This window comes from Pseudoalteromonas sp. MMG010 (assembly GCF_018100905.1).
Lineage (GTDB): Bacteria > Pseudomonadota > Gammaproteobacteria > Enterobacterales > Alteromonadaceae > Pseudoalteromonas.
The window spans coordinates 19,208-36,064 of the sequence record NZ_JAGJEG010000018.1 but is presented as its reverse complement, the minus strand read 5'-3'; the positions used below and the strand labels follow the sequence as shown (position 1 = coordinate 36,064).

18 protein-coding genes are annotated in these 16,857 nt (G+C 38.9%); 6 read left to right on the top strand and 12 right to left on the bottom strand.

Annotated elements, in window-relative coordinates; translation table 11 throughout:
* Window positions 1–75 precede the first annotated feature (75 nt).
* From rlmM to hemA, 12 genes are all read right to left on the bottom strand, one after another.
* Window positions 76–1,161, bottom strand: coding sequence for a 23S rRNA (cytidine(2498)-2'-O)-methyltransferase RlmM (gene rlmM, locus J8L70_RS14965; protein ID WP_211056388.1), 1,086 nt, complete (start codon window positions 1,159–1,161; stop codon window positions 76–78).
* 17 nt (window positions 1,162–1,178) lie between these two features.
* Window positions 1,179–1,547, bottom strand: a complete 369-nt coding sequence (locus tag J8L70_RS14960; RefSeq protein ID WP_211056387.1) for a DUF423 domain-containing protein — start codon at window positions 1,545–1,547, stop codon at window positions 1,179–1,181.
* Window positions 1,544–2,182: an alpha/beta family hydrolase gene (locus tag J8L70_RS14955; protein WP_211056386.1), complete on the bottom strand. Its 639-nt coding sequence runs from the start codon at window positions 2,180–2,182 to the stop codon at window positions 1,544–1,546. The genes J8L70_RS14960 and J8L70_RS14955 overlap by 4 nt, the downstream gene beginning before the upstream one ends.
* Before the next feature lies 1 nt (window position 2,183).
* A complete protein-coding gene (locus J8L70_RS14950; RefSeq protein ID WP_211056385.1) occupies window positions 2,184–3,080 on the bottom strand; it encodes a transcriptional regulator GcvA in 897 nt (298 codons plus the stop codon).
* A 116-nt stretch (window positions 3,081–3,196) separates the two neighbouring features.
* Window positions 3,197–4,051 carry a 3-deoxy-8-phosphooctulonate synthase gene (kdsA, locus tag J8L70_RS14945; RefSeq protein WP_211056384.1) on the bottom strand — a complete coding sequence of 285 codons (855 nt, stop codon included), beginning with the start codon at window positions 4,049–4,051 and terminating at the stop codon, window positions 3,197–3,199.
* 9 nt (window positions 4,052–4,060) lie between these two features.
* Entirely contained in the window at window positions 4,061–5,314 is a 1,254-nt protein-coding gene (locus tag J8L70_RS14940; RefSeq protein ID WP_211056383.1) for a DUF819 family protein, read from the bottom strand.
* A 14-nt stretch (window positions 5,315–5,328) separates the two neighbouring features.
* The gene (locus J8L70_RS14935; RefSeq protein WP_211056382.1) at window positions 5,329–6,156 is read right to left on the bottom strand and encodes a tetratricopeptide repeat protein; all 828 of its coding nucleotides are present in this window, start codon (window positions 6,154–6,156) and stop codon (window positions 5,329–5,331) included.
* 132 nt (window positions 6,157–6,288) lie between these two features.
* Window positions 6,289–6,663 (bottom strand): SirB2 family protein, encoded by a 375-nt coding sequence (locus J8L70_RS14930; RefSeq protein ID WP_211056381.1) that lies wholly within the window; start codon window positions 6,661–6,663, stop codon window positions 6,289–6,291.
* A gap of 19 nt (window positions 6,664–6,682) precedes the next feature.
* Window positions 6,683–8,242 carry a response regulator gene (locus J8L70_RS14925; RefSeq protein WP_211056380.1) on the bottom strand — a complete coding sequence of 520 codons (1,560 nt, stop codon included), beginning with the start codon at window positions 8,240–8,242 and terminating at the stop codon, window positions 6,683–6,685.
* Window positions 8,243–8,284: 42 nt separating this feature from the next.
* Window positions 8,285–9,139, bottom strand: a complete 855-nt coding sequence (prmC, locus tag J8L70_RS14920) for a peptide chain release factor N(5)-glutamine methyltransferase (protein WP_211056379.1) — start codon at window positions 9,137–9,139, stop codon at window positions 8,285–8,287.
* 2 nt (window positions 9,140–9,141) lie between these two features.
* Window positions 9,142–10,227 carry a peptide chain release factor 1 gene (gene prfA / locus J8L70_RS14915; protein WP_211056378.1) on the bottom strand — a complete coding sequence of 362 codons (1,086 nt, stop codon included), beginning with the start codon at window positions 10,225–10,227 and terminating at the stop codon, window positions 9,142–9,144.
* Window positions 10,228–10,234: 7 nt separating this feature from the next.
* Window positions 10,235–11,491, bottom strand: coding sequence for a glutamyl-tRNA reductase (hemA, locus tag J8L70_RS14910; RefSeq protein WP_211056377.1), 1,257 nt, complete (start codon window positions 11,489–11,491; stop codon window positions 10,235–10,237).
* A gap of 83 nt (window positions 11,492–11,574) precedes the next feature.
* On the opposite strand from hemA, the gene lolB reads away from it, so the two are divergent.
* The 6 genes from lolB (at window position 11,575) to ychF (ending at window position 16,597) form a co-directional block, all read left to right on the top strand.
* On the top strand, window positions 11,575–12,162 hold the full coding sequence (lolB, locus tag J8L70_RS14905) for a lipoprotein insertase outer membrane protein LolB (protein WP_211056376.1): 588 nt from the start codon (window positions 11,575–11,577) through the stop codon (window positions 12,160–12,162).
* Window positions 12,162–13,031 (top strand): 4-(cytidine 5'-diphospho)-2-C-methyl-D-erythritol kinase, encoded by an 870-nt coding sequence (gene ispE / locus J8L70_RS14900; RefSeq protein WP_211056375.1) that lies wholly within the window; start codon window positions 12,162–12,164, stop codon window positions 13,029–13,031. The genes lolB and ispE overlap by 1 nt, the downstream gene beginning before the upstream one ends.
* Window positions 13,032–13,126: 95 nt before the next feature.
* Window positions 13,127–14,074 carry a ribose-phosphate pyrophosphokinase gene (locus tag J8L70_RS14895; protein WP_211056403.1) on the top strand — a complete coding sequence of 316 codons (948 nt, stop codon included), beginning with the start codon at window positions 13,127–13,129 and terminating at the stop codon, window positions 14,072–14,074.
* Window positions 14,075–14,233: 159 nt separating this feature from the next.
* Window positions 14,234–14,851, top strand: coding sequence for a 50S ribosomal protein L25/general stress protein Ctc (locus tag J8L70_RS14890; RefSeq protein ID WP_211056374.1), 618 nt, complete (start codon window positions 14,234–14,236; stop codon window positions 14,849–14,851).
* Window positions 14,852–14,868: 17 nt separating this feature from the next.
* The gene (pth, locus tag J8L70_RS14885) at window positions 14,869–15,453 is read left to right on the top strand and encodes an aminoacyl-tRNA hydrolase (RefSeq protein WP_211056373.1); all 585 of its coding nucleotides are present in this window, start codon (window positions 14,869–14,871) and stop codon (window positions 15,451–15,453) included.
* Between the two features lie 52 nt (window positions 15,454–15,505).
* A complete protein-coding gene (gene ychF / locus J8L70_RS14880; protein ID WP_211056372.1) occupies window positions 15,506–16,597 on the top strand; it encodes a redox-regulated ATPase YchF in 1,092 nt (363 codons plus the stop codon).
* The last annotated feature ends 260 nt before the right edge of the window (window positions 16,598–16,857 follow it).

Genomic DNA, 16,857 nt, shown 5'->3' with positions numbered 1-16,857 from the left:
TTTTCAGACAATAAAAAGCACAGCATTAGCTGTGCTTTTTTGTTATATCCTAAGCCGTAAAGCGTTTAAAACGCTTTAACTATATAAACTTTGTGGCACTTTCGTCACATTTAAATGTACCGTAATTTCTTCTCGGTCATGGTAAAGGTGTTTAGCTTGAAGTTCATAGCTAATACCGTATTTCGCAAGTTCTTGCTTAATCATATTTAAACATTCATAGACGCTATCAAAACGTTTTTTCATCGGTAGTTTTAAATTAAAAATAAGCTCTTTAGCATACGCATTAACAGCCCAATCAATCATTAAATTAGTCACTTTGGTTGGCTTTTCAACCATGTCACATACAAGCCACGTTATATTGCGTTTTTCGGGGCGATATTTAAAGCCATCTTCTCGATAATGCTTTACTTGGCCTGTTTCCATAAGCTCGTTATTCATCGGGCCATTATCTATAGCACTTACAAACATCCCTCGACGAACTAATTGGTAAGTCCACCCTCCCGGGCAGGCCCCTAAATCAACACTGCGCATACCCGCTTGCACACGCTCATCACGTTGTTGCTCAGGAATAAACACATTAAATGCTTCATCTAACTTTAATGTAGAACGGCTTGGTCCATCATTTGGCATACGAAGGCGTAAAATCCCCATAAAAAATGGCGAGTTATTATAACTATACGAATACCCAACATAGGCTGCATTATTTTCTAAAAATAATACATGCATAACCGGACGATTGGCTTTGGGCTCACGAAGGACTGTATTTTGTTTTTCGAGGGCTTTTTTAAGTGGCGTAGAGATTTTTTTACAAAACTTTAAAAGCTCTTTGCCTTCGTTCGTATCTGGTGTTTCTACTCGTAACTCACTACACAAAGGAAAATCTTTTGCAGCTTCAATTATCTCGCTAACTCTATCCTCAACAGGCATATTCGACACTAATGTCCCTGCAAACCATTGGCGTGCAAATACCATATTTTTAAAGTCGACTTTTTTAATAATTTCGTCACTATGCTGTGCTTCAAAACATTCGTAAATAACATAACCGGTATTTGGTTTTGCTTTTACGTAGCCAGCAAAACCTTGCTCTGCAGCATGAAATGTTATTTCAGCCGCCGCATCGTTTTCAAACCCACTGCGACAATAAATCACAACACTAGACATATAAACCCTTAAACTCTTTAAAACTTAAATCGTGCAACTTGCACTAAAATAACAATCCAACCGGCTATAAAACACAATCCACCTAAAGGTGTTATTGGTCCAAGCCAGTTTAATCCTGTAATAGCAAGCAAATATAAACTGCCACTAAATAGTAATGTGCCAATTGTAAAAAAACCACCAGCCCACTTTAAATTAATACCCCACTTACTCAGCAATGCTATCGCAATAAGTGCTAACCCATGCACCATTTGGTACTGGGCTGCGGTATTAAATATACCGATAGCATAACTTGATACCTGCCCTTTAAGAGCATGAGCAGCAAACGCACCTAAAATAACCGACAGCATACAAAAAGTACTGCCCATTAATAGAAAAAACTTAATCATAGCGCCTCTATAATTTGCTTGATAAAAGCTTGAGCAGCATGTGCGGCCGTCACTCTATTTTGTTGCTCTGTAAAACCGCTTTTTTTGCGTGGTTTTAATGAATGATCGCCATCGGGTAACCAACAATACTGCGGCTCTTTTGGCATATCCATTGTTGCCAACTCTTCTCGAGTACCAAAGGTGTCGCGCTCCCCTTGCAAAACTAAAAATGGGCAAGGTATATCGCAAAAATGTGCTGTTCTTAGCTTTTCAGGTTTACCAGGTGGATGAAAGGGATAACCAAAAGCAAGTATACCACGTACAGTATGAGGCGTATCACAAGCTAGCATTGAAGCCATACGTCCCCCCATTGATTTACCGCCTATAAATAAAGGTAATTCGGGCTGAGCATGATTCATAATATGCGAAAAGTCTTGCAGTAATTTAGGCGCACGCTCTGGTGGACGACGTTTATTTGTTTGTTTAGCAATTTGCATATATTTAAAATCAAATAAACCAACATCAATGCCATGCTCACTAAGTAACAAAGCCATTGTCTGCATAAATTCTGAGTCGCTACCCGCTCCTGCGCCATGGGCAAAAATAAATTGGGCTATAGGCGCAACGGTGTTATTTTTAATCCACTGTATTGTCATATTAATACTCTTGCTCTTGCTCTACTAGGCTAAGCATCCAGTCTTTAAATGATACGATTTTACCCAGCTCAGTTTGTGATTCTCTAATCACTAAATAGTAAGCATTTTTACTTTCTAAACTATGATTAAAAGGAATGATTAAACGCCCGGCATCTAAATCGGGTTTAGCTAATACACTATTACCTATTGCCACACCTTGGCCATGTACAGCGGCTTGTAGCACCATAGATGAATGGCTAAATATTGGGCCTTGGTTAACTTGTATATTTCTCACCCCGGCTGTTTTCATCCAGGTTTTCCAATTTTTTCGGGTGGTATCGTGAAGTAACGTATGATTAATTAAATCACTTGGTTGATCTAACGGTTTTGGCCCACTTAGTAAAAGCGGACTACATAAAGGGACTAAGTATTCTGTATGCAACTTAAATGCTTGTACCCCACTCCAAAGGCCACGACCATAATAAATAGCAACATCAACATCATCTGTTAACGAATTATCATCACTGTCTTGGGCTTTAATACGTACATCAATTTCGGGGTGTAGTTCATTAAAAAGACTTAACCTAGGTACTAACCACTGAATTGCAAAACTCGCAGTTAAACTTACGGTTAGAGAGCCTTTAGCTCCTCGTGCCAATAGTTTTTCGGTCGCTTCAATTAGCTGAGTAAAGATTTCTTTTATATCTAAAAAGTAACCTTGCCCTTCTTCGGTTAATAACAACGAGCGATTTTTACGCAGAAATAATTTGAGCCCCAAATGCTCTTCTAATGTTTTTATTTGATGACTCACCGCAGCTTGCGTCACATACAACTCTTCTGCAGCTTTGGTAAAACTTAAATGACGCGCTGCAGCTTCAAAAGCTTTTAGTGCATTTAATGGGGGGACTCGTCTTGACATAGCAACCAAGTTTAGAATTAGTTATTTTTATAGGTATGATTATATACCTATGCTATGAAAGAGTATATTCAAGGTATAAAAAAAGCGACCTAAGTCGCTTTTACATTATGGGTAACTTATAAATCGTTGGCACTGGTATCAAGCGGTGCAAAAGATTTAATTAAATCATCTACCGCTTTCATTTGCGATAAATAACCTTCAAGTTTACTAAGAGCTAAAGCACATGGGCCATCACATTTTGCTTCATTTGGATTTGGGTGCGCTTCTATAAATAGTCCTGCAATACCTAGTGCCATACCACTGCGTGCTAATTCTGCAGCTTGCGCACGGCGACCATCCGCAGAGTCAGAACGACCACCCGGGCGTTGAAGAGCGTGTGTTGCATCAAAAATAACGGGGGCCATCACTTTCATGTCATCCATGCCTAGCATATCAACCACAAGGTTATTATAGCCAAAGCTTGAACCTCGTTCACACAGCGCCACATTGTTATTACCAGCATCATTAAATTTAGTAATGATATGTCGCATTTCATGTGGTGCTAAAAATTGTGGTTTTTTCACATTAATAATGGCATCCGTTTTAGCCATCGCCACCACTAAGTCAGTTTGGCGTGCTAAAAAAGCAGGAAGTTGTATCACATCAACAACCTCAGCCACAGGGGCTGCTTGATGAGGTTCATGTACATCTGTAATTAAAGGGACATTAAATGTGCGCTTAATTTCTTCAAATATTTTTAGCCCTTCATCAAGCCCTGGGCCTCTGTAAGAGTTAATTGATGAGCGGTTTGCTTTATCAAACGATGCTTTAAAAACATAAGGGATATTGAGTTTTGTTGTTACTTCAACATAGTGTTCTGCAATACGCATCGCTAAATCGCGAGACTCTAAAACATTCATCCCACCAAACAATACAAACGGCTTATTATTTGCCAGTTCTATTTGGTTAATATTTATAATTTGGTTATTCATTTTAATTCCTTAAGGAGCAACTGCTTGCATCATTAACCCACAAATATAAGCCATATATGTGCCTACACCGTAGCCAAGGACTGCTAACAATACACCAACGGGTGCAAGTGATGGGTGAAATGCCGATGCAACAACAGGTGCTGACGCCGCACCACCTACGTTCGCTTGCGAGCCTACAGCCATGTAAAATAAGGGGGCTTTTATTAATTTAGCAACTATGAGCATTAAGCTTGCATGCGTTAACATCCAAATACCGCCAATCAAAAACAACCCTGGATTACTAAATATTGCCGTTACATTCATATGTAAGCCAATCGATGCGACTAAAATATATAAAAAGCTAGAAGCCACTTTAGATGCACCAAACGCTTCAATTTGGCGTACTTTAGTAAATGATAAGCTAATACCTATGGTGGTAGAAATAACAATTAACCAAAAGAACTTGCTATTTAAGCTATATTCTTTAGCCCACTCATAATTATTAGCAAAAAATGGCCCTAAAAAGTCAGCACAAAAATGCGCCAGACCCGTTATACCAAAGGCAATGGCAATAATCGTCATATAGTCATTTAAGGTTGGCATACGAGCATGTTGTGCATGATACGCTTCTACTCGTTGTTTTAAATCTTCAATGGCAGTGGTATCAGCCCCTGTTGCAGCATCAATTTTTTTATGATTTGCAGCCATTAATAATAAAACAGCCATCCAAATATTGGCGACAATAACATCAACGGTCACCATGACCGAAAATATATCACCCCCTACTTCAAACATCTCTTTCATAGAGGCTTGATTAGCCCCGCCACCAATCCAACTACCAGCAACCGTAGTCATACCTCGCCAAACAGCATCAGGACCATGTCCACCGACTAACTCAGGATTAAATGCACTGGTAACTAAAATAGCTAAAGGCCCACCAATGACAATACCTAAAGTGCCCACTAAAAACATAATTAAAGCTTTTGGACCCAAATTAATAATCGCTTTTAAATCAATACTAATGGTTAATAAAATTAAACAAGCAGGGAGTAAATAGCGAGATGCAACAAAGTACACATTTGAACTGTGGCCATCAACAATACCAAAAGTATTTAATAACGAAGGTAAAAAATAACACAGTAAAAGTGCCGGTACATATTTATAAAACGTTTTTAATGCTGGTCGCTCACTGTTTGAGGTTTTAAAAATAAAACCTAAAATAACAGCCAGTAAGCCAAGTACAACAGCATCATTGGTGATCAATGCAGTATGGGTATCAGCCATAATTATTCCTATTATTAGTGGTGTGTATTATTATTATCTTCAAGTTCTTCTAGTTGATGTTGAATAATTTCAATCGCAGGGTCATCTGGGCATTCATCAATAAAAAACTGTAAGTCGTCTCTTGCCATTTTAGGGCAATCTAATTGATTTAATAAGTACCCTCTGTCGCGTCTTTCATACGGGTCATCGCCAAGTAAATCAATGAGCATCTCTACACATACTAAAGCATGACCAAATTTATTTGCCGCAATAAACGACCACTTTTGTTGCGCTAAATAGAGTTTATAAACTTCATCATCAAAAATTAGCTCTAACGGCTCTAATTGTTCGCCATTTTCTTCATCAGCATTTTCGGGGATAATATACCAACTTTGTTGCCCAGTCGTTGGCTCTAGCAAATAGCCTTCTTCTTCACTAATGGCCACATGCACCCCTAAATCATTTTTATTTATGGTTACACTGGCATCAAATTTGGCTTGTTGTAAAAAATGACATAGTAATATCGCCAAAGTGGTCGATGAACCACTGCGCATTAAAAGCGTATAGCTAAAACTACTTAATTTATATTCTGGTACTTTAAGGCCTGAGGCACTATAAAGCCATTGGCTGTAAAATATATCAACCACGGCCTCTAAACGTTCATGCACATCTTTAATTTGACTGCATATACTATCAATCTGCTGCTCACACTCTTTTAGTAAAGAAAAACAAGGCGCAAGATCTATTTGAGGATCCCATTTAGATTCAGCACTAATACAACGATACAATGCCGGAGGGGTATATTCATCAAAGGTATCATCAAGTTGTTCGTCATCGTGTTCATCAAAAACGAAGGTGGTCATTCAATTCGCTACATTTAATAAAAAGAAGGCGTAGTTTACCTATTTTTACTGTGAGTTACCAATCCCCTACTTTTATCCACCATTAGAAAAATAAAAACACCCTAATACTATGCATATTAGGGTGTTAAATTATTATAAGATAAACGCTGTTTTAGAGACAGCTAAGTAACCAATCGCTAAAATCACGGCTGTATTTAGTATCAAAAAAGCCAGCTTTTTCATTGTATTAGTTAGTTTAATACTTTTAACACCTAATACAATATACATAATTACTAATACAATTTTCTCTAATAACCAATGTTGTTCAAACGGGTTTATTCCGCCGATAAACATAAGCGTTATAGCAGACACTAATAACAAAGGGTCTGCTATAACACTACTAATTGATATCAATTTATTCTTTGCGACAACCCCTTTACCAATACGTGAAAAAGAGCGAATATAAAATAAAGTAATGCTTAGCAATGCAATTGCCATATGTACGTGTTTTACTGCTAAATAATCCATAAGCCTATAATGTTTCTAATTAAATTGAATATGTATCTGGGTAACGTGATAATACCGTTTCTAGCTCTTCTAAACTATCATTAAATACATCAACTAATTTGGGATCAAAGTGAAGCCCTTTTTGCTTGTTTATTTCATCCGCTACATCTTGCACTGTCCAAGGCTTTTTATAGCAACGTTTATGTCTCAATGCATCATAAACATCCGCAAGAGCAACAATGCGGCCAAAGATATTAATTTCTTCACCTTTTAAGCCTTTAGGGTAGCCAGAGCCATCCCATTTTTCGTGGTGCTCTTGGGCAATAATAGCCCCTGTATTTACAATTTCTCGACGAGAGTCTTTTAAAATTGTAAAGCCTTTATCGGTATGGGTTTTCATTACTTCCCATTCTTGTGGGGTTAATTTAGCAGGCTTATTTAAAATAGCATCAGGGATCCCTACTTTACCAACATCATGCAACGGCGAAGCTAGGCGTACTAATTCAGCTTTCGCTTTGCTTAAACCATAACCGACCGCCAATACATAACAAATATGCGCAACTCGCTTAACATGGTTTCCAGTTTCAGCAGAGCGTTGTTCAACAGCCTCACTTAATCTAAATACAAGCTCCTGTTGTGTTTGCTCTATTTCCGATTGCAGTTGTACATTCTCAAAAGCTTGTTGTACGTTTTGTGCAAATATCTCAATTAAATTACGTTGAGTATCGCTAAGTTGGCAAGCAATACCCGACACAAATAAAATTGCATTGTGGTTAAATTCACTACTGCAATATGCAAATAAGTAATGATCTTTATAAACAATACTTTTATTTATCAACGCTTCATTACACGCTTTTAATTGATCGTGGTTAAAAATATCTTCTATACGCCTACCTTCACTTTGCTCAAAATCACCCGCTCCTGAACAAATAATTAGTTTTTTATTATTTTCCTCTTCGGGATGATTGGTAGCAACCAACGAAGTGGCATACATTGCCTTCTCAGCCGTACCTAAAATAGAAGTTAGTTGTTGCATCACGCCATCAATAAACTGATCGATAGAGTGTGATGAAAAAATATCACGAGAAGCTGTAATTATTTTCTCAAGCCCTAAACGTGACTGCTCAATAGCAATAATATCCCGATAAGAGCGTAAGCTAGACATGATCACAGTGAATAGTTTTTGTGCGGTAAGTTCGGTTTTCGATTTATAGTCGTTAATATCATAATTAATAATAACTTGTCGCTCAGGTGCTTGGCCGGGTTGCCCGGTGCGTAAAATAATACGAATGTGATTATTTTTAACGTCTTCGCGTATAAACTTTGCTACTTGCAATCCTGCGTCATCGGTTTCCATAACAACATCAAGTAAAACAATCGCAGCATCTTTATGCTCAGCTATAACCTCTTTCGCTTGTGCCCCTGAATACGCACTAATAAACTCAATGCGTTTATTTTGAAACTCAAAGTCACTTAAGGCCAATTTAGTTACAGCATGAACTTCGGGTTCATCATCAACAATTATTACTTTCCATGTACCGAGATCCAAGTCTTTTTCAGCTTCTTGCGGTTCATCTGAAAATAAAAAGTCACCCATCATAATTATTGTTCCCTTAAGTTATAACAAATATTATTTAGTCACTCATGAACTGTCCACCGATTGCCATTGTGCCAGTGTGACACGTTCATTTTGTCCTAAATCCTTAACTGTTCTGATATTTATATAAGCCATTTTTGCAAAATATTCCCGAACAGATTGAGCTTGTTCAAAACCATGCTCTATTAAAAGATAGCCATAAGAGTTTAAATAGTCACGGGATTGGTCAATTATTTGTTTAATATCAGCCATACCTAGATCATCAGCCACCAATGCAGAGCGCGGTTCAAAACGTACATCCCCTTGTTCAAGGTGAATATCTGTCGTTTCGATATAAGGCGGATTTGTGACAATGAGGTCGAATCTTTCGTCTTTTAAGTTGCTAAACCAATTACTGAGTTTAATTTGTACATTATTAAACTTTAATCGTTGTTGATTGCGAGAAGCCAATGCTACCGCTTCTTCAACACGATCAACGGCCACAATACTCCAGTGAGGCATTTCACTTGCTAAAGCTAATGCTATCGCCCCGGTGCCGGTTCCAAGATCAAGTACTTTCGCTTTTTCTGCAATATTCAGGTCTAAGGCATGCTCTACTAAGGTTTCGGTATCAGGTCGGGGGATCAATGTCGTTGCATTGACTTCCAACGATAAACTCCAAAACTCACGCTTGCCGGTAATATGTGCAATTGGCTCACCCGCTAAACGGCGTTGGCATAATTCGTCAAATTGAGCCTGTTGCGCTGTTGTTAGTGAAGCTTCTGGCCAAGAAAATAAATAGCTATGAGGTTTTTGTAAAATATTGAGGAGTAAAATTTGGGCATCTAATTTTGCGCTTTCGCTGCAACAAGCTAATAATTTAGCTCCCGCAGCGATTGCACTTTCAACTGTATGGCGCACCTTTATTCGTCGCCCATTGCCGCTAGCATATCAGCTTGATGCTCTTGCATTAGTGGATCGACGATACACCCTAAATCACCGGCTACCACTTCATTTAAACGATAAAGAGTTAAATTAATACGGTGATCGGTGATGCGACCTTGTGGATAATTATAAGTACGAATACGTTCTGAGCGATCACCACTACCCACTAAGTTTCTACGTTCAGATGCCTCAGCAGCATGACGTTTTTCATCTTCAGCTTGTTGTAACCTTGCGCCAAGTACCGACATTGCTTTAGCACGGTTTTTATGTTGCGAACGCTCATCTTGACACTCAACAACAACCCCTGTTGGTAAGTGGGTAATACGAATTGCAGAATCGGTTTTATTTACGTGCTGACCACCGGCACCCGATGCTCTAAATGTATCAACTTTAATATCCGCGGTATTAATTTCAATCGCTTCGGCTTCAGGAATTTCAGCCATTACAGCAACCGTACACGCAGAGGTATGAACTCGCCCTTGAGATTCTGTTTCAGGAACACGTTGTACACGGTGTGCGCCCGACTCAAATTTAAGTTTTCCGTATACGCCATCACCGCTGATATTTGCAATCACTTCTTTATAACCGCCATGCTCACCTTCGTTTGTGGTGACCACCTCAACTTTCCATTTTTGCGTTTCAGCAAAACGGGTATACATTCTAAATAAATCACCGGCAAATATAGCTGCTTCATCGCCCCCCGTACCAGCACGGACTTCTAAAAACACATTATTATTGTCTTTAGGATCTTTTGGCAACATCAGCACTTGTAACTCATCTTCAAGGGCTAATATTTGTGCCTTTGCTTCTTTGTATTCTTCTTGCGCCATTTCACGCATATCAGGGTCTGAGTCTTTTAGCATTTCTTCGGCTGTAGCAACATCTTCTTGTGCTTGTTGATAAGCCAAAAATGTTTTTACTATTTCTTCAAGCTCAGAGTATTCTTTTGAAAGAGCACGAAAGCGATTTTGGTCACTAATGACCGACGGATCACTTAGCAGTGCTTGTACTTCTTCATAACGCTCTACTAAGGTTTCTAATTTACGATATACAGACTCTTTCATTTAACGGTTATTCCTGATCTATACCTAACATTTTTTTTAATTGCGACAACTGCGCCACTTCACCTTTTTTCGCTGCATCTTGAATTGCACGGGTAGGCGCGTGCATTAAGCGATTGGTTAATTTATTGGCGAGCTCTAAAATTATTTTTTCTGCATTTTTGCCAGCATTTAGTTGGCTAACAGCTCTTTCAACAAGTTCCACTTTAATAGTTTGTACGTCATTGCGATAATGGCGAATTAAATCCACCGAATCGAGAGAACGTAACCACATTAAAAACTCTTGTACTTTTTCATTTATAATTATTTGTGCTTGTTCGGCTGCATCTTCTCGAGCAGCCATATTCTCGCTTACAATAGCTTGTAAGTCATCCACTGAATATAAATAGGCCGCGTCTAAATCACCTACTTGGCTTTCTATATCTCTTGGTACAGCAATATCAATAAACAACATCGGCTTTTGACGACGTAGCTTAAGTGCTTGTTCAACCATCCCTTTACCAATAATTGGTAATGTACTGGCAGTAGAACTAATCACAATATCCGCTTTTATTAAACGCTCTGGAAGTTGTGCTAACGCAATAACATCAGCCGACACTTCTTGTGCTAAATTACGTGCTCGTTCAATCGTACGGTTAGCAACGGTAATTTTTTGTGGGCTATTTTGGTAAATATGTTTGGCAACAAGCTCTATCGTTTCGCCTGCACCTATGAGTAAAACATTGGTTTTATCTAATTTACCATAAATATGTTTTGCTAAATTTACCGCTGCAAAGGCAACCGATACGGCGCTGGCTCCGATATCCGTATCAGTACGGACCTGCTTCGCCACAGAAAATGTTTTTTGAAATAAGCGATCAAATGTTACACCCACTGCATCGTGGGTTTTCGCACTATTATAAGCTTGTTTTATCTGGCCTAGTATTTGTGGCTCGCCTAGTACTAATGAATCGAGCCCACAAGCCACACGCATTAAATGATTTATTGCCTTATCACCTTCGTGGTAATAAATATTGTTACTCAGCTCATGTTCATCCAAACCATGGAAACTAGCCAACCATTGCAGTAATGTTTGGGAATTTGGCTCAGCAAGGCTACAATAGATTTCGGTTCGGTTACAGGTAGAGACAATAACTGCTTCATTAAAAAGCGCATGCCCACTTAATTGCATTAACGCATCTGACATTTGCTCAGGCGAAAACGCCACTTTCTCACGTAATTCTACGGAAGCGGTTTTATGGTTAATCCCAAGTGCTATTATGGTCATAGGCGCAAAATATTACTAAGCCAAACTTTAAAGGCGGTAATTTTATCAAAAATAAGCTGAATATGGAAAGTAAGGAATAACATTTGATTCGACATTCTTTGATTTTAACTCTGTTTTTTTTATTTTTATCTGGCTGTGCTCAAAAAACAGCAACACAAACAGTACTTTATGCTGACTGGAAAACACGTTTAGCTAATCAACAAACATGGCACATAAAAGGTAAATTAGCATTTATTAGCCCTGATGAACGCCAATCTGCAAATTTAAATTGGCAACAATTCAAAAATAAAAATACTTTATCGCTTACCAGCTTCATTGGTATACAAGTTTTAGCGTTAGAACAAACACCAGACCAAGCCCATTTAAAATTTGATGGTGAAGAATATAAAGCACGTGATGCGCAACAATTATTACAACAACTAACCGGTCTGACTTTACCGCTAAATAAGGCCGGTGATTGGCTTAAAGGGACCAGTAATTCAGCAAATTTATTGGTAGATGAACTAGGCCGAGCTCGCAGTGTTAGTTGGTTAGATAATTCAGCAATCAATTGGCATATTGATTATAGTAATTATATTCAGGAAAATGGTTTTTGGTTACCGACTAAACTGACTTTAACACACCAAAAAATTAAAATTAAAATTCAAATAAATAATTGGCAATTTAATTAATGACTACATCCCCTCTCAGTGCATTGACACTTATCGCACCAGCAAAACTCAACCTGTTTTTACATATCAACGGCCGTCGTCATGATGGCTACCATGAATTAGAAACCTTATTTACCTTTTTAGATTACGGTGATGAACTCAGTTTTGAGCTAACAGCTAATAAAACGATTTCCCTTTTAGGTGATACAAAAGGGATTGCTGATGAAGATAATTTAATTTTTAAAGCGGCGACACTGTTACAACAACATCGTCAGGTTAATAAAGGTGCAAAAATTAGTTTAGTTAAACGCTTGCCAATGGGAGGCGGTGTAGGCGGAGGGTCATCTGATGCCGCTAGCACCTTACTTGGGCTAAATAAACTATGGCAATGTGGCTTAACTATTGAACAATTAGCGGCGTTAGGTTTACAGCTAGGTGCAGATGTACCTGTATTTATACGTGGTACCAGCGCGATAGCCCATGGTATTGGTGAACAATTACAACCCGTGCAACTAGAAAAAAAATGGTACTGCGTCGTTCACCCAAATCAACATGTTAGTACCGCAAAAATTTTTACCCATCCAGATTTAAAAAGAGATACTCCTAAGCTGTCAAAGTTATGGCAACACGAAGTTTTAAGCAATGATTGTGAGCCTTTAGTTAAAAAGCTGTGTCCTGAGGTTGAAAAAACCCTTCAGTGGTTGCTAAAATACGCACCGTCGAAGATGACCGGTACAGGTTCATGTTGTTTTGTTGAATTTGACACACAAGTTCAAGCACAAGATGTTCTTGCAGACCTACCCCCAAATTGGCAGGGATTTGTTGCAGCAAATACCAATATCTCTCCCGCCCATTCGAGGTTATCCGCCATGTTTGACGATCCCAACTGAGGGAATGAAGTAACGTACAAGTAATCATAAGTTAACTTGCAATGGTATATTCATTGCCTGTTAGTCCAGAAATTCAGCGCCTGAGGAACCCAACCGTGCCTGATATGAAGCTCTTCGCTGGTAACGCAACACCTGAGTTAGCTCAAAAAGTTGCAAAACGTTTATATATTGAATTAGGTGATGCTGTTGTAGGCCGTTTTAGTGACGGTGAAATCAGTGTTCAAATTAATGAGAACGTCCGTGGTTCTGATGTATTTATTTTACAATCAACCTGCGCCCCTACTAATGATAACTTAATGGAACTTATTGTGATGGTTGATGCACTTCGTCGTGCTTCAGCAGGACGTATCACAGCAGTCATTCCATATTTCGGTTATTCACGACAAGACCGTCGTGTACGTTCTGCACGTGTACCAATTACCGCTAAAGTTGTCGCTGACTTCTTATCAAGTGTTGGTGTTGACCGCGTATTAACGGTTGATCTACACGCAGAACAAATTCAAGGCTTTTTTGATGTCCCTGTTGATAACGTATTCGGCAGCCCTGTATTACTAGACGATATGAACGAACGAGAGTTTGAAGATGTTGTTGTAGTCTCACCTGATATTGGTGGTGTTGTTCGTGCACGTGCAATTGCAAAACTACTTAACGACACCGATTTAGCTATTATCGATAAACGTCGCCCACAAGCTAACGTATCGCAAGTAATGCATATTATTGGTGATGTAGAAGGTCGCGATTGTATTATTGTTGATGACATGATCGATACCGGTGGTACTTTATGTAAAGCAGCTGAAGCACTAAAAGAACATGGTGCTAAACGTGTATTTGCATATGCAACTCACCCTATTTTATCTGGTAAAGCCGCTGAAAATATCCGTAACTCGGTTATTGATGAAGTGATTGTCACTGATTCAATTCCATTATCAGATGAATTAAAAGCACTTGAAAAAGTAAAAGTATTAACGCTTGCTGATATGCTTGCTGAAACGATTCGCCGTATTAGTAACGAAGAGTCAATTTCAGCGATGTTCGAACATTAATAGTTTAAAGTATTAAATGTTCAATATAAAAAGCGCCTATATGGCGCTTTTTTTGTCACTGTGGTTTATTTTGCTATGGGGTGGTGTTATGATAGCGCGCCTTTTGGCTAGGGACCTTGGTCGCAAAGGCCCTACACTTTTAAATTATTGGAGACAATTATGTCTAACGAAACATATACATTTGACGCTGAACTTCGCGTAGAAACTGGTACTGGTGCGAGCCGCCGCCTACGTCGCGAAGACAAAGTTCCTGCTATTCTTTACGGTGCAAACAAAGACGCTGTATCACTTTCTTTTGCTCATAAAGATATGATCAAAGCACAAGAAAGCGAAGGTTTTTACACGCATATTCTTACGCTTAATGTTGGCGGCGAAAAAGTTGAAGCTATCTTAAAAGATATCCAACGTCACCCATTCAAGCCTAAGCTTACTCACCTTGATTTCCAACGTGTAGATGCAAGCCAAGAACTTCACACTAAAGTTCCACTTCACTTCATCGGTGAAGAAGCGGTAACTAAAGCTGGCGCAACTGTTGTTCACCAGTTAACAGAAGTTGAAATCACTTGTTTACCTAAGTCACTACCTGAGTTCATTGAAGTAAATGTTGCTGAGTTAGTTGTTGGTGATTCAGTTCATATTTCTGACCTTAACTTCCCAGCAGGCGTTAGCTCTGTAGATCTTGCTAAAGGCGAAGACCACGATCAGTCTATCGTTACTATCAAAGCAAACAAATCTGCTCCAGCTGAAGACGACGCTGCAGAAGACGCTGCTGAATAATATTTAAGGTTTGCACCTTGAATTCTATTCAATTGCTAGTGGGCCTGGCTAATCCAGGCCCCGAATACGCAAACACACGCCACAATGCAGGTGCTTGGTTCATTGAACAACTCGCTGCACGCTACAACTGCACTCTTAAACACGACCCTAAATATCACGGCCTAACAGGTAAAGTGATTATTCAAGGCAAAGAATTCAAATTATTGATCCCCAGTACTTATATGAACTTAAGTGGCAAAGCGGTCAGTAGTTTAGCTAATTTTTTCAAAATCCCAGTGGAAAACATTTTAGTTGCCCATGACGAAATGGATTTAGACCCCGGTATCGCCAAATTAAAAAAAGGCGGTGGCCACGGTGGCCATAATGGCTTAAAAGACATTATTGCAAAAATGGCAAATCAAAAAGATTTTATGCGTTTACGTGTAGGCATTGGTCATCCAGGACATCGTGAAATGGTTACCGGTTGGGTGCTTGGAAAAGCAGCCAAAGACGACCAAGAAAAAATGGATGCCGCAGTCGATGAAGCAGTTCGTTGTATGGAAATACTTGCAAAAGACGGTGTGTTAAAAGCACAAAACAGACTACATTCGTTTAAACCATAAACAACTGAAGCTAAATCAGACGTTTAAACGACACTAAACAAGGTATCTTACTATGGGTTTTAAATGTGGCATTGTTGGTTTGCCTAATGTGGGTAAATCGACACTTTTTAATGCATTAACCAAAGCGGGTATTGAAGCCGCTAACTTTCCTTTTTGTACCATTGAGCCTAATACTGGCGTAGTACCGGTACCTGATGCTCGCTTAGACGAACTTGCAAAAATAGTTAAGCCACAGCGTATTTTACCTACAAGCATGGAGTTTGTTGATATTGCTGGCTTGGTTAAAGGGGCTTCTAAAGGTGAAGGTTTAGGTAACCAATTTTTAGCAAATATTCGTGAAACCGATGCGATTGGTCATGTAGTACGTTGTTTTGAAGATGAAAACGTTATTCACGTTGCAGGTACTATCGATCCTGCTGACGATATCGACGTCATTAATACTGAGCTTGTTTTAGCCGATATGGACAGTGCTGATAAAGCCCTTTTCCGTAATGCAAAAAAAGCAAAAGGCGGCGATAAAGACGCAAAAGAGCAAAATGCAGTACTGGAAAAAGTAAAAGTGCATTTAGATGAAGGCTTAACACTTCGCTCACTTGAATTAACTAAAGAAGAAAAAGCAGCAATTAGCTCACTTAACTTCTTAACGATTAAACCAACGATGTATATTGCTAATGTGGCTGAAGATGGTTTTGAAAACAACCCTCATTTAGACCGCGTACGTGCTATCGCTGAGTCTGAAGATGCTGTTGTTATTCCGGTATGTGCTGCTATTGAGTCAGAGTTATCAGAATTAGATGACGAAGATAAACTTGAGTTTATGGCCGATCTTGGCTTAGAAGAACCGGGTTTAAACCTTGTTATCCGTGGTGGTTACGAGTTACTTCAATTACAAACTTATTTTACAGCAGGTGTAAAAGAAGTTCGCGCATGGACGATCCCTGTTGGCGCAACGGCTCCACAATCAGCAGGTAAAATTCATACCGATTTCGAACGCGGATTTATCCGTGCACAAACGATAGCGTACGATGACTACATCACTTTCAACGGTGAAAGTGGCGCTAAAGAAGCAGGTAAAATGCGCCAAGAAGGTAAAGAGTACATTGTAAAAGATGGCGATGTAATGAACTTCTTGTTTAATGTATAAACCCCACGCTTTATAACTATTAGTTAGTTTGTATTTTAAAGGCTCGTAAATTCGAGCCTTTTTTAATTTCTAATGTTTAAAAAATTTAAAATACCTGCTGTCAGATCATTTAAAAAAGCATCGATTTAAATAAAATTTAGCCTCTTAGCTTATTTTTCCTGCAAACAAACACCGATAAGTGTTTTTTTGCAAAAAAGGTGTTGACGCAGTTGGGTCATATCAGCATAATACGCCCCGCACTCAGCAATGATGTGTTAAAC

Excerpts from the sequence above, each read along its gene's own strand:
- prfA (WP_211056378.1), bottom strand. The coding sequence starts at position 10,227 with ATGAAAGAGTCTGTATATCGTAAATTAGAAACCTTAGTAGAGCGTTAT.
- J8L70_RS14960 (WP_211056387.1), bottom strand. The coding sequence starts at position 1,547 with ATGATTAAGTTTTTTCTATTAATGGGCAGTACTTTTTGTATGCTGTCG.
- J8L70_RS14955 (WP_211056386.1), bottom strand. The coding sequence starts at position 2,182 with ATGACAATACAGTGGATTAAAAATAACACCGTTGCGCCTATAGCCCAA.
- J8L70_RS14940 (WP_211056383.1), bottom strand. The coding sequence starts at position 5,314 with ATGGCTGATACCCATACTGCATTGATCACCAATGATGCTGTTGTACTT.
- J8L70_RS14935 (WP_211056382.1), bottom strand. The coding sequence starts at position 6,156 with ATGACCACCTTCGTTTTTGATGAACACGATGACGAACAACTTGATGAT.
- ychF (WP_211056372.1), top strand. The coding sequence starts at position 15,506 with ATGGGTTTTAAATGTGGCATTGTTGGTTTGCCTAATGTGGGTAAATCG.
- hemA (WP_211056377.1), bottom strand. The coding sequence starts at position 11,491 with ATGACCATAATAGCACTTGGGATTAACCATAAAACCGCTTCCGTAGAA.
- J8L70_RS14950 (WP_211056385.1), bottom strand. The coding sequence starts at position 3,080 with ATGTCAAGACGAGTCCCCCCATTAAATGCACTAAAAGCTTTTGAAGCT.
- ispE (WP_211056375.1), top strand. The coding sequence starts at position 12,162 with ATGACTACATCCCCTCTCAGTGCATTGACACTTATCGCACCAGCAAAA.
- J8L70_RS14925 (WP_211056380.1), bottom strand. The coding sequence starts at position 8,242 with ATGATGGGTGACTTTTTATTTTCAGATGAACCGCAAGAAGCTGAAAAA.
- J8L70_RS14930 (WP_211056381.1), bottom strand. The coding sequence starts at position 6,663 with ATGGATTATTTAGCAGTAAAACACGTACATATGGCAATTGCATTGCTA.
- kdsA (WP_211056384.1), bottom strand. The coding sequence starts at position 4,051 with ATGAATAACCAAATTATAAATATTAACCAAATAGAACTGGCAAATAAT.
- J8L70_RS14890 (WP_211056374.1), top strand. The coding sequence starts at position 14,234 with ATGTCTAACGAAACATATACATTTGACGCTGAACTTCGCGTAGAAACT.
- rlmM (WP_211056388.1), bottom strand. The coding sequence starts at position 1,161 with ATGTCTAGTGTTGTGATTTATTGTCGCAGTGGGTTTGAAAACGATGCG.